Source organism: Candidatus Cardinium sp. cByotN1 (genome assembly GCF_022810525.1).
In the GTDB taxonomy this organism is placed as follows: Bacteria; Bacteroidota; Bacteroidia; order Cytophagales; family Amoebophilaceae; genus Cardinium.
Genome location: NZ_JAACGG010000075.1, coordinates 1 through 18,444, shown reverse-complemented (window position 1 = coordinate 18,444; position 18,444 = coordinate 1). Strand labels below are relative to the sequence as shown.

General features: G+C 37.2%; 13 protein-coding genes and 1 tRNA gene. 5 read left to right on the top strand and 9 right to left on the bottom strand.

Translation table 11 applies throughout. The features are described from left to right. Window positions 1–72 precede the first annotated feature (72 nt). From MUW73_RS02235 to hisS, 9 genes are all read right to left on the bottom strand, one after another. Complete coding sequence (locus MUW73_RS02235; protein WP_243018294.1) at window positions 73–1,314, bottom strand: esterase/lipase family protein; 1,242 nt, start codon at window positions 1,312–1,314, stop codon at window positions 73–75. Window positions 1,315–1,396: 82 nt separating this feature from the next. Next, window positions 1,397–4,525 carry a preprotein translocase subunit SecA gene (gene secA, locus MUW73_RS02230; protein ID WP_243018295.1) on the bottom strand — a complete coding sequence of 1,043 codons (3,129 nt, stop codon included), beginning with the start codon at window positions 4,523–4,525 and terminating at the stop codon, window positions 1,397–1,399. Between the two features lie 168 nt (window positions 4,526–4,693). Then, window positions 4,694–4,766 (bottom strand) — tRNA-Phe (locus MUW73_RS02225). 192 nt (window positions 4,767–4,958) lie between these two features. Beyond that, complete coding sequence (locus MUW73_RS02220) at window positions 4,959–5,261, bottom strand: iron-sulfur cluster assembly protein (RefSeq protein ID WP_243575215.1); 303 nt, start codon at window positions 5,259–5,261, stop codon at window positions 4,959–4,961. Window positions 5,262–5,532: 271 nt separating this feature from the next. Continuing rightward, entirely contained in the window at window positions 5,533–7,032 is a 1,500-nt protein-coding gene (locus MUW73_RS02215; protein ID WP_243018297.1) for an NTP/NDP exchange transporter, read from the bottom strand. Between the two features lie 235 nt (window positions 7,033–7,267). Beyond that, window positions 7,268–7,906, bottom strand: coding sequence for a peroxiredoxin (locus MUW73_RS02210; protein ID WP_243018298.1), 639 nt, complete (start codon window positions 7,904–7,906; stop codon window positions 7,268–7,270). A gap of 267 nt (window positions 7,907–8,173) precedes the next feature. After that, complete coding sequence (locus MUW73_RS02205; protein ID WP_243018299.1) at window positions 8,174–8,518, bottom strand: DUF3127 domain-containing protein; 345 nt, start codon at window positions 8,516–8,518, stop codon at window positions 8,174–8,176. 97 nt (window positions 8,519–8,615) lie between these two features. Continuing rightward, on the bottom strand, window positions 8,616–9,452 hold the full coding sequence (locus MUW73_RS02200; RefSeq protein ID WP_243018300.1) for a metal ABC transporter permease: 837 nt from the start codon (window positions 9,450–9,452) through the stop codon (window positions 8,616–8,618). Between the two features lie 2 nt (window positions 9,453–9,454). After that, window positions 9,455–10,828 carry a histidine--tRNA ligase gene (hisS, locus tag MUW73_RS02195; RefSeq protein ID WP_243018301.1) on the bottom strand — a complete coding sequence of 458 codons (1,374 nt, stop codon included), beginning with the start codon at window positions 10,826–10,828 and terminating at the stop codon, window positions 9,455–9,457. A 497-nt stretch (window positions 10,829–11,325) separates the two neighbouring features. Between hisS and MUW73_RS02190 the strand changes: the two genes are divergently transcribed. The 5 genes from MUW73_RS02190 to MUW73_RS02170 all read left to right on the top strand — a co-directional run bounded on the left by MUW73_RS02190 (window position 11,326) and on the right by MUW73_RS02170 (window position 18,278). Next, on the top strand, window positions 11,326–12,354 hold the full coding sequence (locus tag MUW73_RS02190) for a hypothetical protein (RefSeq protein WP_243575214.1): 1,029 nt from the start codon (window positions 11,326–11,328) through the stop codon (window positions 12,352–12,354). Between the two features lie 162 nt (window positions 12,355–12,516). Then, window positions 12,517–12,906 (top strand): hypothetical protein, encoded by a 390-nt coding sequence (locus tag MUW73_RS02185; protein ID WP_243575213.1) that lies wholly within the window; start codon window positions 12,517–12,519, stop codon window positions 12,904–12,906. A gap of 20 nt (window positions 12,907–12,926) precedes the next feature. After that, complete coding sequence (locus tag MUW73_RS02180) at window positions 12,927–13,994, top strand: RluA family pseudouridine synthase (RefSeq protein ID WP_243575212.1); 1,068 nt, start codon at window positions 12,927–12,929, stop codon at window positions 13,992–13,994. Next, window positions 13,945–14,565: a ComEA family DNA-binding protein gene (locus tag MUW73_RS02175; protein WP_243018305.1), complete on the top strand. Its 621-nt coding sequence runs from the start codon at window positions 13,945–13,947 to the stop codon at window positions 14,563–14,565. The genes MUW73_RS02180 and MUW73_RS02175 overlap by 50 nt, the downstream gene beginning before the upstream one ends. A 152-nt stretch (window positions 14,566–14,717) precedes the next feature. Further along, window positions 14,718–18,278, top strand: a complete 3,561-nt coding sequence (locus MUW73_RS02170) for a sodium:solute symporter family protein (protein ID WP_243018306.1) — start codon at window positions 14,718–14,720, stop codon at window positions 18,276–18,278. Window positions 18,279–18,444: the final 166 nt, after the last annotated feature.

Below are 18,444 nucleotides of genomic sequence, written 5' to 3'. Positions count from 1 at the left end.
TCGAAGAAAAACCACAGTCATGAACGGATACGAACAAATAGGTGATGATAGAGTAGACGATTAGCCATTTGCTTACCGCTTAGCAAATTTCTGAATCACAGCTACTGTTTCAGGACTATCCAATGTACCTGAAAGACCTGCAGCACGAAGCAAAGCAAATAAAGGATTAGAATCATCAATAGGATGAACATGGATTGTATTGTTAATAACACGCCTAATAACACGCCTAATAAAATTTTTATTTTCAGCAAAAATATTGCTTCCAAGTTGACTATAAACTGGAAGAGTGCAATCATGCCTTCTATCAGAATTACTTGTTTGACCAACTAGCACGTCTGCTAACACATTCTTCAAACAATTATTTAGGTCAAAAGGCAATTTAGTCCCATCAATTATATTAAGGATAGGCAATAAATCTATTTTTCTTTTAGAGTCTACTGCACCTGCTATTGCTAGTATAGGAATATTGGTTTTAGCAAGTTTACCTTGAAGCCTACGGAAAAATGAATTGCCTGGCTTTAAATCTTTCACTCCTGGTTCTTTAGAAATTGCATCATATTTTCCGAAGCATTGGGTAACCAAATCTACTAATTGATCTGCTGCATGATTCATGATGTTGGTTAACGAAGAACGTAATAATGATGGGCATGCACTGTTCAAGCGGTCTCGAATATATTTCTTTAATGAAGTTTCATTTTCGAACCTAAGCAGAGGGGCGCCTTCGAATGGCGTATTGATGCCAATAATTTTTACGTTGTAACCTTCTTTTTGGAGTTTAGGTGCTAACGCAGATACACGAAGTCCTCCTTGACTATGGCCAATGAGTATGATAGGACGCTGCTTAGCGTCAGGTATTTTTGAAACTTCAATTGAAAATTCTTTATGACATTGTTCAGCTTGTTCCTCTATAGAAAGAGAGTGGGTTTTTCCCTCTACACTATTTGAAAGAATGATCAAGGCACCAGGGCACTTTTTAGGAAGTTCGCCTGCAAGGAATTTAAAACAATTAGCCGTATCTCCTAAGCCATGGGCTAGGAAAAATATAGGTGGCTGATTTTGGGCTACATCCAAAATAGTACTACTAGCAGTATCATGATTTTGCCACGCAGAAGAATCAGAAGAATCAGAAGAATCAGAAGAATCAGAAGAATCAGAAGAATCACTATAGCTTTTCTCTACATCAGGAAGGGTATCATTTTTACAGTCACAACCAATAAACAACAAAGAAATAGATATGAAAATAGGAATAGCAAGATACAATAGCTTAGTTATTTTATTACAAAAAACTTTTCTGGAAATAGGCTGAAATTTCATGATAGTAAATTATTTAATAGATTTTTTTACAAAACATTTAGTCATTACTGACCCATAGTATGGGTAGATAAGTTTATAATTATTATAAGCTTTTTTTGTCGGGCTGATCTTCCGTATGACCTTTTAATGGCAATTGCACATAAAAAGAGGCATGAAACAAGAAAGAGATAATTTCTTGATTAACAGTAGCCATAAATTTTCTAAATAAATGGTAGGCCTCAAACTTAAAGGTGATAATGGGATCTTGTCTTTCATAAATAGCATTTTGAACTGATTGCTTTAAATCGTCCATAACACGTAAATGACTTTTCCAATATTGATCAATTACATGTAAGACCACCATACATTCTAAATTCTTAACCATAGCTCTTCCATTAGAATCCATAAAGTCGTTAAAGTAGGTAGAGGCTGTAATATAGATTTTTCCATCAAAAAAGGGAGCTTCTAAAATAGTACTACGACCTGATGCAGGAGACTTTTTAAAATAGGCCCATAACATGGCTTGTAGTGCTGCGGAACGTTCGTAATAGATCTTAGTTAATTGCTGATAAATATCCTCTATAAGCACTTCTTTCTTTTTACCTGTAAAAAATGACGCTGAAAAAGGATCTGAAAGGCCAAATACACTGGCAAAAATGGGGTTTAGAAAACTTGCTTCTAGCTTACTATCTTCATGTTCTATAATGTTGGTGACCGTATCATAGAGCATATTCATAATATCAACCTCTACGCCTTGACCTAATAAGGCATGATTTCGTCTTTGATAGACTGCACCACGATGGGTACCCATTTCACGATCATACTCTAACAAACGCTTGCGCATGGCAAAGTTGTTCTGTTCTACTTTTTTTTGTGCTCTTTCAATAGACCTACTAACCATTCTATGTTGAATCACCTCCCCTTCTTCTAAACCTATTCGATCCATTACAGAAGCGATTCTATCAGAACCAAAGAGCCGCATTAAATTATCTTCTAGAGAAAGAAAGAACTGAGAAGAACCTGGGTCGCCTTGTCGTCCAGCACGGCCACGCAACTGCCTATCGACGCGTCTTGATTCATGACGCTCAGTACCAATAATAGCCAATCCGCCAGCTTCTTTAGAAGGCTGTGTTAGTTTAATATCGGTACCACGACCTGCCATATTGGTAGCAATGGTAACGGTACCAGTAATACCAGCTTGTGCTACAATCTCTGCTTCTTTTTGATGATGCTTTGCATTTAAGATTTGGTGAGGAATTTTACGAAAAGCGAGCATTTTACTTACTAATTCAGATATTTCCACTGAAGTAGTACCGACTAAAACTGGACGCCCTTGGGTAGATAACGAAACAATTTCTTCAATAATGGCATTGAATTTTTCCCGTACTGTTTTGTAGACTTTATCTTCTCTATCTTCCCGTAACAATGGCCTATGGGTGGGAATAGGTACTACCGCAAGGCCATAAATATCCCAAAATTCCTCAGCATCTGTTTCGGCTGTACCAGTCATACCAGCTAGCTTATCATACATATGGAAGTAGCTTTGCAAGGTAATGGAGGCATAGGTCTGAGAAGGTTTTTCAATCTTAACGCCCTCTTTTGCCTCTAATGCTTGGTGTAATCCATCTGAATATCTACGTCCATCTAAAACGCGTCCTGTTTGTTCATCTACAATTTTTACCTTACCCTTGGCTACAATGTAGGCTACATCTTTTTCAAATAAAGCATAGGCTTTTAACAACTGATGCAGGGCATGTATGCGTTGTGCTTTTACCTTATAGGCTTGTTGAAAATAAGTACGTTGGGCAAGTCTTTCTTCATGGGTCAACGTAGTGTCATTCTCAATAGTGGCCATATGGGCTGCCACATCTGGTAAGACAAAGAAAGATGGATCTTTTTCTTGCTCCGTTAAATGAGTAAGCCCTTTTTCAGTGATTTCAACACTGTTATGCCTTTCATCAATGGCAAAGAAAAGAGGTTCGTCAGCTTCCGGCATCATTTTACTATTTTCCTGTATGTAGTAAGACTCTACCTTATCAAGGATCTGACGCATGCCTTTTTCACTTAGAAATTTAATTAAAGGCTTATATCTAGGCAACCCTCTATAGGCCCGAAAAAGGGCTAGCCCTCCTTCCTCTGTGTTGCCTGCTTTTATTTTTTGCTTTGCTTCTTGTAACAGCTTAATAACTAGCTCCTTCTGCAGTGCATACAAATGCCCAATTTTACCAACCAACTCTTGATAAATATGTTCATCGCTCTCTTCTACAGGACCTGAAATAATGAGTGGTGTTCTAGCATCATCAATAAGTACAGAATCAACTTCATCTACAATAGCAAAATAGTGCGCACGTTGTACCAAATCACTGGCATCGGTTACCATGTTATCCCTGAGGTAGTCAAAACCAAATTCATTATTGGTACCAAAAATAATATCTGCTTGATAGGCACGTTGGCGCTCAATGGAGTAGGCTGGGTAGTTATCTATACAGTCCACTGTAAAACCATGAAACTCAAAAATAGGAGCCATCCATTCTGCATCTCTCTTAGCTAAATAGTCATTTACGGTAACCACATGAACGCCTTGATTGCTTAGGGCATTTAAAAAGGCAGCTAAGGTGGTAATAAGCGTCTTGCCTTCACCAGTAGCCATTTCGGCTATTTTCCCTTGATGTAAAACCATTCCGCCTATCAATTGTACATCATAGTGCACCATTTCCCAAACAACCATATGTTCACTTACTGGCCATTGATTTTGCCAAATGGCTTGCTTGCCTTCTATGGTTACATAAGACTTACGGGCTGCAATGGCATGATCATGATCATGAGCAGCAACGGCTAACTGGTTATAATCCCTAAAACGGCGAGCCGTTTCTTTGACAATAGCAAAAACACGAACCAGGACTTGATCTAAAATGTCTGTTAAGGCTGCTTTGTGTTGTTTCTTTAATTGCTCTAACCGGTTATATTGGTCTACCCTTGCGTTAACAGCAGCCAAAGCATGGCTTGACTGTTCATCCGAAGATCTATTGATTTGTGCCATTTCAGATGTAATAGGCTGTAAATGGGCAGCTATCTTTTTGCGTATAGCGGTCACTTCTTCCCGTAATTGATCATGAGAAAGCGGGTGCAATAACTGATAAATTTGGTTGATTTCGCAAACTTTTTCGTTGTAAAAACGGCGTTGTTTCTCTTTCTTTGAAGTGAAAACGTTAGCAAAAAGTCGATTAAACATCTTGTATATGGATGAAAAAAACAGTTCGTAGCTGTTGAGCAGATTGGTAAATAATCTATTGGTTACTTTGTAATTTACTTTTTTCTTTATTAGAATTGCCCACTACCACCGAGTGGTATAGAGCGAACAATTCTAGACTTGGCAAACTATCTATTGCAAGACGCAAGGTGGTGATGAGAGGACTCGAACCTCCGGCCCACGGATTTTCAGTCCGATGCTCTACCGACTGAGCTACATCACCAACAGAATTAACGGATAGGCAATTTAAGCATTTTAAAAAACCTAAACAAGGCAACGAGTGCGTATTGAGTAGGTTGGCAAGGAATTGTTCATTTACTTGTTGGATTGCATAATCGTAATTATGGGCACAATAATTTTCAAAAAAACCAAAGCGTTTACCATAAGGCTGATGCCTTTATTAGGCATCGTACATTTATACAAATCCCAATTCTAATTTGGCTGCTTGAGACATTCGCTCTATGGTATAAGGCGGCTCAAAGGTAAGATGAACCTTTACTTCATGTACGTCGGGTATAGCTTTGACTTTTTCTTTTACTTGACTAGGTATCATATCTGCAGCTGGACAATTAGGGGAAGTAAGCGTCATTAAGATTTCGATATTATTGAGTGGTAAAATAGTAATCTCATAAATAAGCCCTAGTTCATAGATATCTACGGGTATCTCTGGATCATAAACTTGTTTAATAGCTTCTACGACTTGTTCTTTTTGAATCATAGCTGGTCAGTTTAAATAGATTAATACAATATAACTTAAAAATAGCCTGTATTCAGTACTACGGTAGGGATACATATAGCAAGAAAAGAGATCCCTTGTAAAGGGATACAATCATCAAGCACCCCTTACAGCTGAAATAAAAAAAGAGGCTGCTGACGGCTACAAACCAGCCAATTCTGTTTTCCAGGTGCAAGAGGTGCTTTCCAAAACATTGTACAAGGGACGTGATTTTTGGGGTAGCTTGTAATCAAGCAAAAAGCAGGATAATGGACTACTTAGTTACTTGTGCATTATTTGCACTGCTAAGTTCTGCTTCATGTTTGGCTTCAGCCTCTGCTTTTAACCTGCCTAAGGTTCGAACAGCTATTAACCAAAGTATAATAACAGCTATGATAATCAGCACAATTGGTGTACGAATACCACTAATTCCACCACCACCAAATAAGTAAGACATAGCTGTAATCAATACAGAGGCTAAACTTTTTCCCAAACGGGAACCTACACCATCTACAGCTGCTTTACCACGGACCTTTGTTTCTTCATCTAGTGGAATATAGACCGCTTCTTTAGTAGGATCAAATAAGACATATTTAACCGACTTAATCAACACTACATTGTAAATACCTACTTCAACGGCCAGATATAAAGAACTAAGATGAAAGTCCTTTAAAATAGGATCGAACACATCACCAAAACGAAGGAAGGTAAAAAATAGAACGGTCATCACCAAAGCGGTAACTGGTGTAACAGATGCCGCAAAACGCCATCCTCGTTTTATTATAGGTGTAGCAAGAAAAAGGGTTACTAAAATAGAAATAATACCTACTGCAGTTTGTTGTTGAGCATATATGCCTGCCAGAATAGTATCATCTCCAGTTAATTTTGTATACTGTTCGATTTGATCTTTTTGTACAGCTTCAAATAACGCAATCACTAAGCCATAACCAATTACCAATATAGAAAGCAACATAAGGTACTTGGAACGAGCTAGAAATTTGATAGACTCTATAAAAGACATTTTTATTTTGACTTTTTTAGGCTTTTGCTGAATCTGATAGTAGGCTGGATTAGCTTTTATATCTGCAGTAAAGTAGTTGTATATTACTAGAATCAAAACGATAGCTATAATCACAAATTTTAAACCTTGGTGAAAATGTTCAGCCACGCTATCCAACTTAAGAATGGATCCAGCCAGAATACTCCCAAGAGCCGCAAACATACTTAAGAAGCTATAAAAACGCTTAGCCTGATTTACAGCTGTAATTTCATTTACAAAAGTCCAAAACGTTACACTTAATGCAAAAGTGCCCCAAGCCTCCGCATGGATATAAAAAAGCGAAATAGGCCAATGGCAAATAGCTTTCCAAAGTGCTATAAGATTCGGAAATCTTGCTTCAAATATTGTAAAGAACGTATTCAGCTGCAATAGCTCTCTTTGTGGCAGTAAAAACAAAAAAGACAAGGTAAAAAAAGCTAAAAAGTAAATCATAACAGCATTAAAGCGGCCATCTCTTCCCGTAGAACGACTGACTTTCCCATAAAGAATCGTAAAGAAAATCATACTAGGTGTAATGGCTGCTGCTTTTAACCAGTAAATAGCGGTGGTACCAACTTCCTTTATCATATTCATATCTTTAAGGGAGCGTGTAAGGGCATAACAAAAAGATATAAGAATAAATATAAAAGCCATTGGCAAAAATTTACGCAGCTCACTTTTGTAAATCGGGAATATTATTCCACGTACGTTACCAAATTCTTTTTTCGTGCTCATTGTGTTTTTAATTTAGTTAAAATATAAAGTATGAAATAAAACTAATTGGTAGATTAGATACTTTATGATGTTGTAAAATGTTTTTTTGAAATGCTACTTTTGCTACTAATTTGCATTTGGATTTGGTGTTTACATTTATTGTGTATGCCAGAGTTTTATTTTGCACTCCATGTCCTATACAAATCGCTCAGCCTAAACGAGTAGCAAAATAAGTCTGCTAACCATCATGCTCTTTTCATAGTTCTGTATTTAGGGTTAGATAATTGGATACGCCCTCAGGAGTAGCTTTTAGCGCTTTACGCCCTTTTGCCCAGTTGGCTGGGCAAACTTCTCCAAATTGGAGGACATGTTGCCACATGTCAATGATACGTAATATCTCATGGATGTTTCTACCTAATGGTAGATCATTGATCGCTATATATCGGACGACACCTTGTTTATCGATTAAAAAAGTGCCACGATAAGCTAGAGGGATACCTGTGAAAATCAATTGGTTATGCTCGTTATAGCTCCAATCACCTCCTAGCACACCATAGTTGGAAGCAATGGTCTTACTGGTATCAGCAACTAATGGATAAGTGACACCCATGATACCTCCTTTTGTTTTGGGTGTATGTAACCAAGCAGCATGCGTTTCTTCTGTATCAGTAGAGCAACCAACCAGTGCGACATTGCGTTCTATGAATTGGGGTAAATGTTGTTGAAAGGACAATAATTCAGTAGGGCAGACAAAAGTAAAATCTTTTGGGTAAAAGAAAAAAAGTACTTCTTTAACCCCTAAAAACTGTTCCAGTGAAAAGTCAGTTACAATGTTTTCACCATCTATGACAGCAGGCGCCTTAAAAATAGGGGCTTTTGTTCCTAATAAATGCACAGTATATAGTAATAGTTATAAAAAGGTAACTAGCCGCTTATTGTTTTTAATCCTAATCATTGTTTTAGGAATAGAAATGCGGGTAACACATTACAATGCAAATTTATATTTTTTTTTATAAATCTCATAGTACACTAGCTGGTAGACTAGTAAGTGGCTCGTTTAGCTAATAGGGGCAACTTAAGGATTTTGCCCCTTGGTAAAGCCAAGCATAAGGATTTTGTACGATATTTTTTTCTTGATGAAAGAATCAGCTTAAGCATGCCTTTAGAAAGGCAAATCATCCTCTATATCGCTAGCAGATGGACTGGTTACAGTTGATTCATTGACTTTATTGCCTTTTTCTAATCGCCATGCCTGCAAAGCATTAAAGTATTTGACAACTCCTTCTGGATTGGTCCATTTTCTGCCTCGAAGATTGAAATGAACGGTTATTTCTTCTTTCTCTGTAAATCCATCTAGCAGATCACATTTGTCCTGAATCAACTCAAAAGAGATATATTCTGGGTATTGTGGATTTTCTACATATTCTACCACAAAAGTTCTTTTTTTAAATGATTCAGACACTTGCTGTGGCGGATTAATTTCAAATAATCTTCCCGTTATATGCATATATGTAAATGTATTTTTAATAAAATTAAAGATAGACGCTTGTCAAGGCTGGATCACCCAGATGGCTTCTTTATTATGGAGCCTACTTGCGATTATCTTAATTATTTTTGGAAAATACAAAAGTAACCAAGAATAATAGCCCCGATATGGTCACCATAGTAGCTGCCATTGAACTATTTAACAAGAAACTGGTATAGTATCCGCCAATAGCGTTTAATATAGCAAAGACCACATTGTAAAATAACAAACGTTTCAGACATTTTGTGACCAAATACATAGTTGCTGCTGGAACAATTAAAAGGGCAACTACTAAAATAGCGCCTGCTATTTCAAATGCAGCAACCGTTGTAAGCGAGGTTATGGCCATTAAGCAATAGTGCCAACGGGTAGTATGCACCCCAATACTTTGGGCAAATTGTGGGTCAAAAGTACTGACAAACAGATATTTATAACCAATTCTAAGAAAAATTAAGTTGATGACTAAAGCGGTTAATAAAATATAAAATGCTTTGGGTCCTAGATTTATACCACTAGCAGTTCGCCATACATCTAATGAAACAGTTGCCAGTTCACCATAGAGGCTACATTCTGGGTCTAGATCTATTTTTCTACTGAAAAAAGAGATTAAAATAACTCCTAAAGCAAAAAGAAAGGTGAAATTAATGCCTATAGCCGCATCTGCTTGTATGCTTATTTTCTTTTCTAGAAATGCTATCAAGAAGGTGACCAGCACACCTGTTATACCGGCTCCAACAATGAGTATAGGGGAATTTTTAGATCCTGTTATCAAAAGGGCCAATACAATCCCTGGCAGTGTTGAATGGGCAATAGCATCTCCCATCATCGCTATTTTTCTCAACACCAAATAGGTACCTACTAAGGCACAATTTATGCTTGCAAGAATAGCCACAATAATGGTCCATAATGCATCCATAGCTAACCTTTTGCAACTAAAGCTATTTTTAATACCTCACAGAGCCCAGGCCAACTATGGCTATTTTGCACTCCTGTTTGCATATTTTTTAGCGTATAGTGGTTCATAGCTGATTCTGTTTCGCCTAGTATGATCACAAAAGGGATATTTTTCTTGTGGGCATAGGCTAGTTGTTTTCGAATTTTTACCCGCTCAGGATATAATTCTGCCTTAAAACCAGCTGCACGTAACTGACTCAGTAAATGGAGGATTTCCTCTTCCACTTTTTCTTCAATATTAGTTAATAATACCTCTGTTGTGTAGTTGGTAATAGACTCAAAGAGATTTTGCTCCTCCATAAGGTCGTAAAGTCTATCTATTCCAAAGGAAAAGCCTACACCAGTTCGCCCAAGTGCTCCAAACAGTTCTCCAAGACCCTCATACCTACCTCCGCCACCTAGGCTGCCTATTGGAGTGCCAGCTACCGTCAATTCCATAACGAGTCCGGTGTAATAAGCCAATCCTCTTGCTAAGGTTGGTTCAATAACACATACACCATCTGGTAGCCCAAGATCATAGGCGTGGGTGAGTATACTACGCAATGCTTCTACTCCCTTTGCCCCTTGATCTATATGACCAATGGTTTGCTCTAATTGTATCAAAAGCTGAGCATTGTTCCCTTTAAAGTTTTGGAATAGAACAAGTGATGCAATTGTTTCTTTACTAAAGCCTGCTGCTGTTAATGCAGCCATAACTTTTTCGAAGCCCATTTTCTCTGATTTATCTACAATGGTACAAAATAATTTTTCTTTTTCTGCATCAGTAATAGCAGACAATAGGCCCCTATGGTTAATTTTGATGGAAAAATCTCGTATTCTCAATTTGATACATACATCATAGATCAATTTTAAAATTTCCGCTTCACATAATAAAGAGCTACTGCCCACAATATCGGCATCACACTGTAGAAATTCTCTATAGCGGCCTCTTTGGGGTCTATCTGCTCGCCATACAGGTTGCATTTGGTAGCGCCTAAATGGGAAGCATATTTGATGTTGATTCGCTGCAATATGACGCATTAAAGGGATGGTTAAATCATAACGAAGCCCTTTGTCGCTGATGAGTGGGCTCCATTTTTTGTAATCTTGCAGGTTTATTGCTGAAGCGATGCCTTCTAGAAAATTACCAGACTTAAGTACATGAAAAATCAGTTGCTCTCCTTCTTGGCCATATTTTCCTGTAAGGGTAGTGCGATTTTCCAAAGCAGGGGTCTCTAGTGGTTCAAACCCATAGAGTGCATAAATAGACTGAATAACAGAAAGTATATAATTGCGGCGATATACCTGAAGGGAATTATAGTCGCGCATACCTTTTACAAGACTAGGTAATATAGTCATCTACTTTTAACTAATATAATAGGTGAAAGATAGGCTTTCATTTGGAACTATGATAAACACTAATTTAAACGATCATTGGATGATTCACAATACTTAACTTGATGAGCTGAAATACCACTACAAGATTTTGTTGGCTTTTTAAAGCTTTTAACCTAAAACAGCTTGTATATAATATTAGATCTAGAATAGACATCCGTTTTATTTCTAAATGATTTGAATCTTTATTCAATAAAGTATTATCTTGTTATATACAATCTTATTTTTCATAATTTATTTGCTAAAGTATTATTTTTTTCATAAAACTGTGTTTTCTGTAGCTCTTGCAGATATATACACTATTACTCAGTAATACCTATCTTTTAGTAAAATCTATTCTTTAGTTATAGTTACTAAGAAAACTAAAATATCGTAAAACTTATCAAGATACAGATCAATTCATGTATAAGCAACATACATCTTATTCAAGACAGCTGAGTCGTATTCTCGGCTTGTTAGGTATGCTGTTTTTGAGTGGGGGAGCTTGCTTGTTAAACAAGATACAAGAGAAAGTTTGGCCGAGCGAGCAAAATGAGACAGATAGTTCATCTGGAGTGGTAGATACAAGTCCTAAACAAGAGTCTATCTCTGAGTATAATCCGCCTGATGCAACTGAGATAAAAGAAAAGCAAGAGGTAGCCCCCAATAGAGGTCATAAAAATGGACCAAACGAACCAGATAAGCCATATGATTTATCTGGCATGAGACCTAATATCCGTGAGCAGGAACCTTATAGTGATTCGCTAGCTGATGGAATAAAAATAGGAAAAAATATATCTGAATATGTAACTGAAAAACATGATAATACAATAAATATTTGCCTATATCTACCTCAAGAAAGTTTGAATAAAGATGATCAGAGCGCAAGTGATGAGGATAGTTTGAGAGCAGATGACGCTTATACAGAAGAAGGATCAAATATAGATACAGTAAAAAATCACAATCAAAACATTGTTATTCAGGGCGTTAGTGCATCTGCAGAAAAAGAGCATAAACAAGTAGAAAAACTAAACGCAGAGCAATCATGCAGCATATGCGTCTTAACCTTGGATGAAGAAAAATATGGTGTGTGTTCAAAACCATCATGCGAACACGGAGATGATTGCGATACCGTGTGCATCCACCAGCGGATGGTTCACAACCCTGGTTATCCTATCTGCAGACAAGCTGTCCAGGAAAAGATGTTGGAGCCCCAACAGGTGTACAATCCCGAACAACTACAGCAGATTCCTCAAGAGATGGGAATAGATGAGCCTGCATCGCAAATTGATCCGATTCAAACAGAGCAGGAAGACGTCAGAGACGAAAAAGAAGCTTTGGTGCAACAAGTAGAAGCCTCGATTCCCCAGACAGTGATGCACTCACAACAGGAACCGAGCCAGAAGGTAAATAACGAATCTATCAAACAGATGCAGGAAGAAGAAGAGATAGAGATAGATGAAGATAAAGAAGAAGAGAAAAAGAAAGAGGAAGGACAAAAAAACAATTGAGCCTACACACACTCACAGAGGTGGGCTTAGTAGAACCACAGATAATCTAGAAACAGAAACAGATACTACAAAGTATAAAAATAAATAGTTTATTAGTATATTTTATGGGAGTCGAACAATTCGGCTCGTCTTTCTATCGTTATCTTATTTATATTATTACCAATGGAGCTTTTGCTATGCACATCTGAATTAGCAATTAAAGGTATTGTAATTTTAATCTCTTGGGTCCTTCAATGGCTATATGAATATTATAAAGCAGTAATTATTGTAAATGATTCTATGTCTGATAACCAGCTGAATGAAGATGAGATAGCGGATATAAAAAAAGATAAGCCTTCTGTTACGCCTCTTCCAATTGCTAGTAAAGTGGTTGATAAACGACCTCGATCTACTGCTTTTTCCCAGTTAGCAACAGCAAAAACTAGGCTATCTCAACCAGCTTCTAGCGTAACCCAGGAACCTAAACTTTGCTTTAAGCAACAGAAACGAAAATTTTTTAGAAATGCATTCCTGATGCAGGTTATTATGGAACAAAAAAGGTTTACAACCTAAAATTGGATTGATTTAGTTATATGAAAGAATATAACCTACCTGAAGTACCTTTTAAAGAGCATCTAATTACAGTTACAAAATCCTATTGTAGTTTTCGTATAGACAAATTTCTATCAAACGTTTTAGATATAAGTCGGAATAAAATCCAAGAAGCCATTTCAAATCAGTCTGTTTTGGTTAATGAGCAAATAATTAAGTCTAATTATGTAGTTCAATCTGAAGACAAAATAGTAGCACGTATAGCTAGTCCGATAGACTTAGCAATAGTTAGGCCAGAAAAGATACCATTGGACATCATTTATGAAGATGAACACCTATTGGTTATTCATAAGCCTGCTCAGATGGTGGTACATCCAGATACAGCTCATAGAAAGGGAACGTTAGCCCATGCACTATTGTATCGCTATAAAAATTTACCCTTAAAAGACAATATGGCTACTAGGCCTGGCTTGGTACATCGCATTGATAAAAACACATCAGGTCTATTGGTAGTAGCCAAAACAGCGGAGAGCTTGGCATCATTGGCTCGTCAATTCTATAACCACACCGTCACACGAACCTATTATGCATTGGTTTGGGGTGATCCTCAAAATGAGACAGGTACGATTGATTTAAATATAGGAAAAAGCAGCCATAACCATCAAAAAATAGCTGTTTTCCCAGATCATCACCAAGGGAAAAGAGCCATTACCCATTATCAAGTAATCAAACGTCTACACCATGTTGCCCTTGTAGCCTGTAAATTAGAAACAGGACGTACCCATCAGATTCGTGTCCATATGAAACATATAGGTCATCCGATTTTTGGTGATACCCAATATGGAGGCGATATCATTGTTAGTGGCCAACGGTATGCTGCTTATAAAGCTTTTGTAGAAAACTGTTTTAAATTGATGCCTTACCAAGCACTACATGCAGCCATTCTTGGATTTAACCATCCCTTAACAGAAAAACCTCTCTCTTTTGAAGCTCCTTTACCCCCAAATTTTGTTAAACTCATAGAGAAGTGGGAAAAATATGTAACATCCACTATGCATCATGTTACACAAATTAAAAGATTCGATCAAACAAGCCTTCCACTTCTCTAATAGAGAAAGCAATGGCTTACTGGCTATTATGCTCCTGACATTGCTTTTAGTCATTGCCCCCAAGGTATATAACTTATACCAAAGGTCGATTTATAAACCATTAGGTCATAATGCAGCTATTGCTTTATTGGAAAAAAATCTAACCCTATTGCAAGAAAACGCTGCTAAATCAGCACCCATTAACATCAACAGCGCTACTGCAGCACAGTTACAAGAGATCATAGGAATAACGGAACAACTTGCCCTAAGAGTGATAGGCTATAGAGACAAATTAGGTGGCTTTATCTCATTGGATCAATATAAAGAAGTCTATCATTTATCTAACCGCCTTCAAACAAGATTAAGGCACTGTACGACTATACCAGCACCATATAGCCCTAAAAAAATATCGTTAAACAAAGCAACCTTTCAAGCATTGATTTCTCATCCTTATATCTCAGCAGCTCTGGCCAAATCCATTATAGATTACAGGAAGAAGCGAGGAAAATTCACTACTTTGCGTACCATCCAAAAGCTACCAGGATACCATCCTGATTGGGGCAATAAAATAATGCCCTATCTAGCACTTTAATCGTATTTAACCGATTCGGGGCCATAAAATCCTTTAGCTTTATTTTCTTTTTACAAAAAAAATGATTAGAATGAAAAAAAATTTTATAGCATGCTATTGAAACTATAAATTATTGTTAACTATTTTTTTATCTATTGAATACATTTTAGTTTATGGCTTGCTTAACCTTACCTGTATCTATCGTATCCGCCTTCTTGGTATTAACCTTGATAGTAGGCATTTACTTTAGTAGAATCAAAACCACCTTTCGAGTATATGCGGTAGGACATAAAAATTTGGCTACCGCTACTTTAGTAGCTACTCTATTGGCTACTGCTTATGGCGGAGGTGGCCTAATACGCAATGTAGAGTGTGTTCATAGCCTTGGTTTAACGTGGATAGTAGCTACTATATTGCCAACTTGTTTCGGTATGTGGATGATTGGCAAATTAGCCTTACGTATGGGCCCCTTTATGGAACATTTATCTATTGCAGAGACGATAGGTCATGTATATGGCAACTATGCTAGGATTGTGGCTGCACTGATTGGTATTTGTAAGTGTATTATTATAATTACTATACAAATTAATGTAATGTCTTACACCACGAAAATTGTTTTAGGTTCGATTAATCCGCATCTAGTAGCTATTCTTGCTACCTTATTGCTTGTCTTCTATTCCACCTTTGGGGGTGCTCGTGCAGTTATCTATACAGATGTATTGCAATTCCTAACCTTTTCCATCATTATTCCTCTTTTAGCTTGGTTTATGTTTGTGAAAATAGGCAAGCCAATTGCCACTATTATGCCTATGTTAAGCAGCTATACCAACTTTCAATTTAGTAGTCTATTCCAATTTAATAAAAAGCTATTGGGTATGTTACTACTAGTTCCCTCTATTGTATTTGCTTTTATAGATCCCCCTCTTATACAACGAGTCTATATGTGTTCTGACCCGATTCAGGCTCGAAAAGTTTTTTCGTATGCTGCTGCTTTTAAATTTATTATAGCTTCTTTTATCATGCTAGTTGGTCTATTTGTTTTTATAGGTGGAGGACCAGGTTTAAAAAACGTGGAGATTTGGCCCTATATAATGAATAATATTCCACCTTATTTTAAAGGGTTACTTGCGATTAGCTTACTGGCTATGGCTATGTCTACAGCAGATTCTTGTTTAAATGTCTGTGCGGTTATGGTAAGCCACGACATTATCAAAAGCTTATACCAGCAAAAAATAATTACAGAGGCCTACCAACTTAAAATAGCCCAACGCATTACGCTAGTGATAGGGCTATCTGCTATGATAGTAGCTTTGCAATTTAAAGATCTATTACAACTGCTTTTTTGGTCGTTTGCTTGCGCTGTACCTATCCTAGCAGCTCCTTTTATCTTAGCGATTTTTGGTTTTCGAGGTACTTCTCGGACAGCTTTAGTAGGCATGTCTACAGGTTTACTAGCTATTTTAGCGTGGCATAAATGGGTGAATGCTTCAATCAGAATGGATGGTTGTTTCTTGGCTACGTTAGCTAATGGTCTAGCGATGATGGCTGCCCATTATCTACTAAAACAGCCAAAGCATGCCGGTTGGGTTAAGCCAGATCATTCATTTAAGCAAATCCAACAAGCCTATACCCGAAAACGTGCAGAACGGAGGGAAGCTATTCAAAATGCTTGGGCAAATAGGGCAACTATTTTTACTAAGCTGCTACCCACCGATTCTACATTCCGCTTAACGGGGCTCTATCTCATCATGACTGCTATTCTAGGTTATTGGTTTATTACACCAGAACGGATATGTTGGGCCGTAGTCCAAGCTATTTTAGGGGTGCTTTTTACCTCTTCTAAAACTTTTTTTAGCAAAGCCATTCCAGCTTGTTGTATTGGCTTAATTTGGCTAATTGGATTAGCGGCTTATCTGCCTATAAACCTGATTTGGCATTGGTGGCATGCAGTAGATCCGATCTTTACTACCTCTTTATCTCTAGCCCATTGCGCTGTCATTTTATCGGTACTGTCTCTTTATCTAGCCATAAGCGTGGTAGCTACCACGCTATTATTGGCTATTTATCCAATCTCTATTACCCTCTCTTATTCAGTATTATGCTCTTTATTCCCACTTTTCATAGTAGCTTTACTGATATTGTCTATAATCATTTATCTCAAAATTAAGCTAAGTAGTTATATAACCCAAAATCTTTACCTAAAACATCAAGAAAGTATTAGAGAAGCCCAACAGCTAAAAGCATCTCTCTATGACGCAACTTTATTTCCCTCTCATGGTGCTACGCACCCTAAAGGCTATGGTTTTAATTTAAAGCAAGTAGTGCGTAAAGTTGAAGAATCTATCTCCTTTTTAGATAAGGATACTCCCCTTTTTAAAGAAGACTTTCAAAGTATCATCAATAAATTTTATGACTGGATTGTCTTTTTTAATAAAAAAGAAAAAGCTAAGAGTCATGCACTACTGCATCCCACTAAAATTAGCTTAGATAAGCTAATACGTAAGGTAGAGGTTACTTTGTCACAAACGGTAGAAAATCCCCCTAAATTGTTGATAGAAAAAATCAGCGTGCTAAATCAAGAACCATCGCCCGATATGGTATGTGATATCAACCAAGTAGTCTATTCATTGGTTAAGGCTATTTTACGGATGGGTAGATTAGGAGGCACCAATTCACCAGTTATTGGTATACACCTGCATCCTACTTCTTTGCAACTTAAGCAAGCCGACTCTATGAGGAACAATGCTCCTGCATTATTTATGAATTTTCCAGCTACTGCTTTGGTCATTAGTCCGGTTACCACTTTCTATCACGTTTTTCCGAACGTAAAAGCAATCTATGATGAAATAGATACTATAGACGCCAAAAGTCAGAAAGACGCCCCACCATTCATAGATCTTGAGCAACATACTATAGCTAGTATGGTCCGTGCCCATTATGGCTATTTAGATATTTCTGGTGATGATAAGCAGCCTACTATCTTACTGGTGCTTCCTAACGATATAACTGATATTCTTAATAAAATAACTGTTCAATACCCTATAGATTGTTTAACTGCAGAAGCACTTGTTACGCCTAAAGAGCAAGCTGATTCCATGATGACATTAATGAAGTTCCATGATCATTTCTGTAAATCATTGTGTGAAGAAGATCCTATTGATGTAAAAACAATTTCAGGCTTGCTTTTATTATTGCGGCAAAATTTTGGTTTTAAACGTCATGCTTCAGGCCAATTGTTTTATGTCCGTGCGGTACGAATTGCTGCATTACTAACAGATTGGGTTTTTCACTCGCCTAAAGTAATTTATGCTTCTTTGCTTTATGAATTGGTCCGTCATACTTGTTTGCCTCTTTCTTATATCAAAGAACATTACAACTTAGGCGTTTATACCTTTGTATCTAATGTGGTAAAAATAGATAAACGAGAAGAGTTAGACGATCCTGCTTTGCTTTATGTGCAGAATAGATTAGAAAAAGCGATTAAAGAAGATCATGTTCAACTATCTGTACTCTTTATCAAGCTAGCCGAAAGGCTCCATGATCTACGCCACGCAGCCGGTTATACCCATTCAACAGAGGTGCAGCATATGGCCCAAGAAACCTTGGCCATAGATGTTCAGATAGCCCAAACATACCTGGGCCCAGAGATCGGATATCTTTTAGAAAAGGCAGCTAAAGAAGCACTCAAGATTAGTAAGCATACCACTCAAACAAAAAAAGATCAAGACAAGTAGTACAGCCATTTATAACCCAACTGCCTTCTATTTGTCAAAAAATAGATTTAATCTATCTATTCAAATCGCTGGTAAATAAGGGATTTATATGACATTTTTTGCTTGATGAAAAAGTATGCAAAAAATCAAAACTTGCCTCTTTAGGGATATTTATTTGCAATTCTAT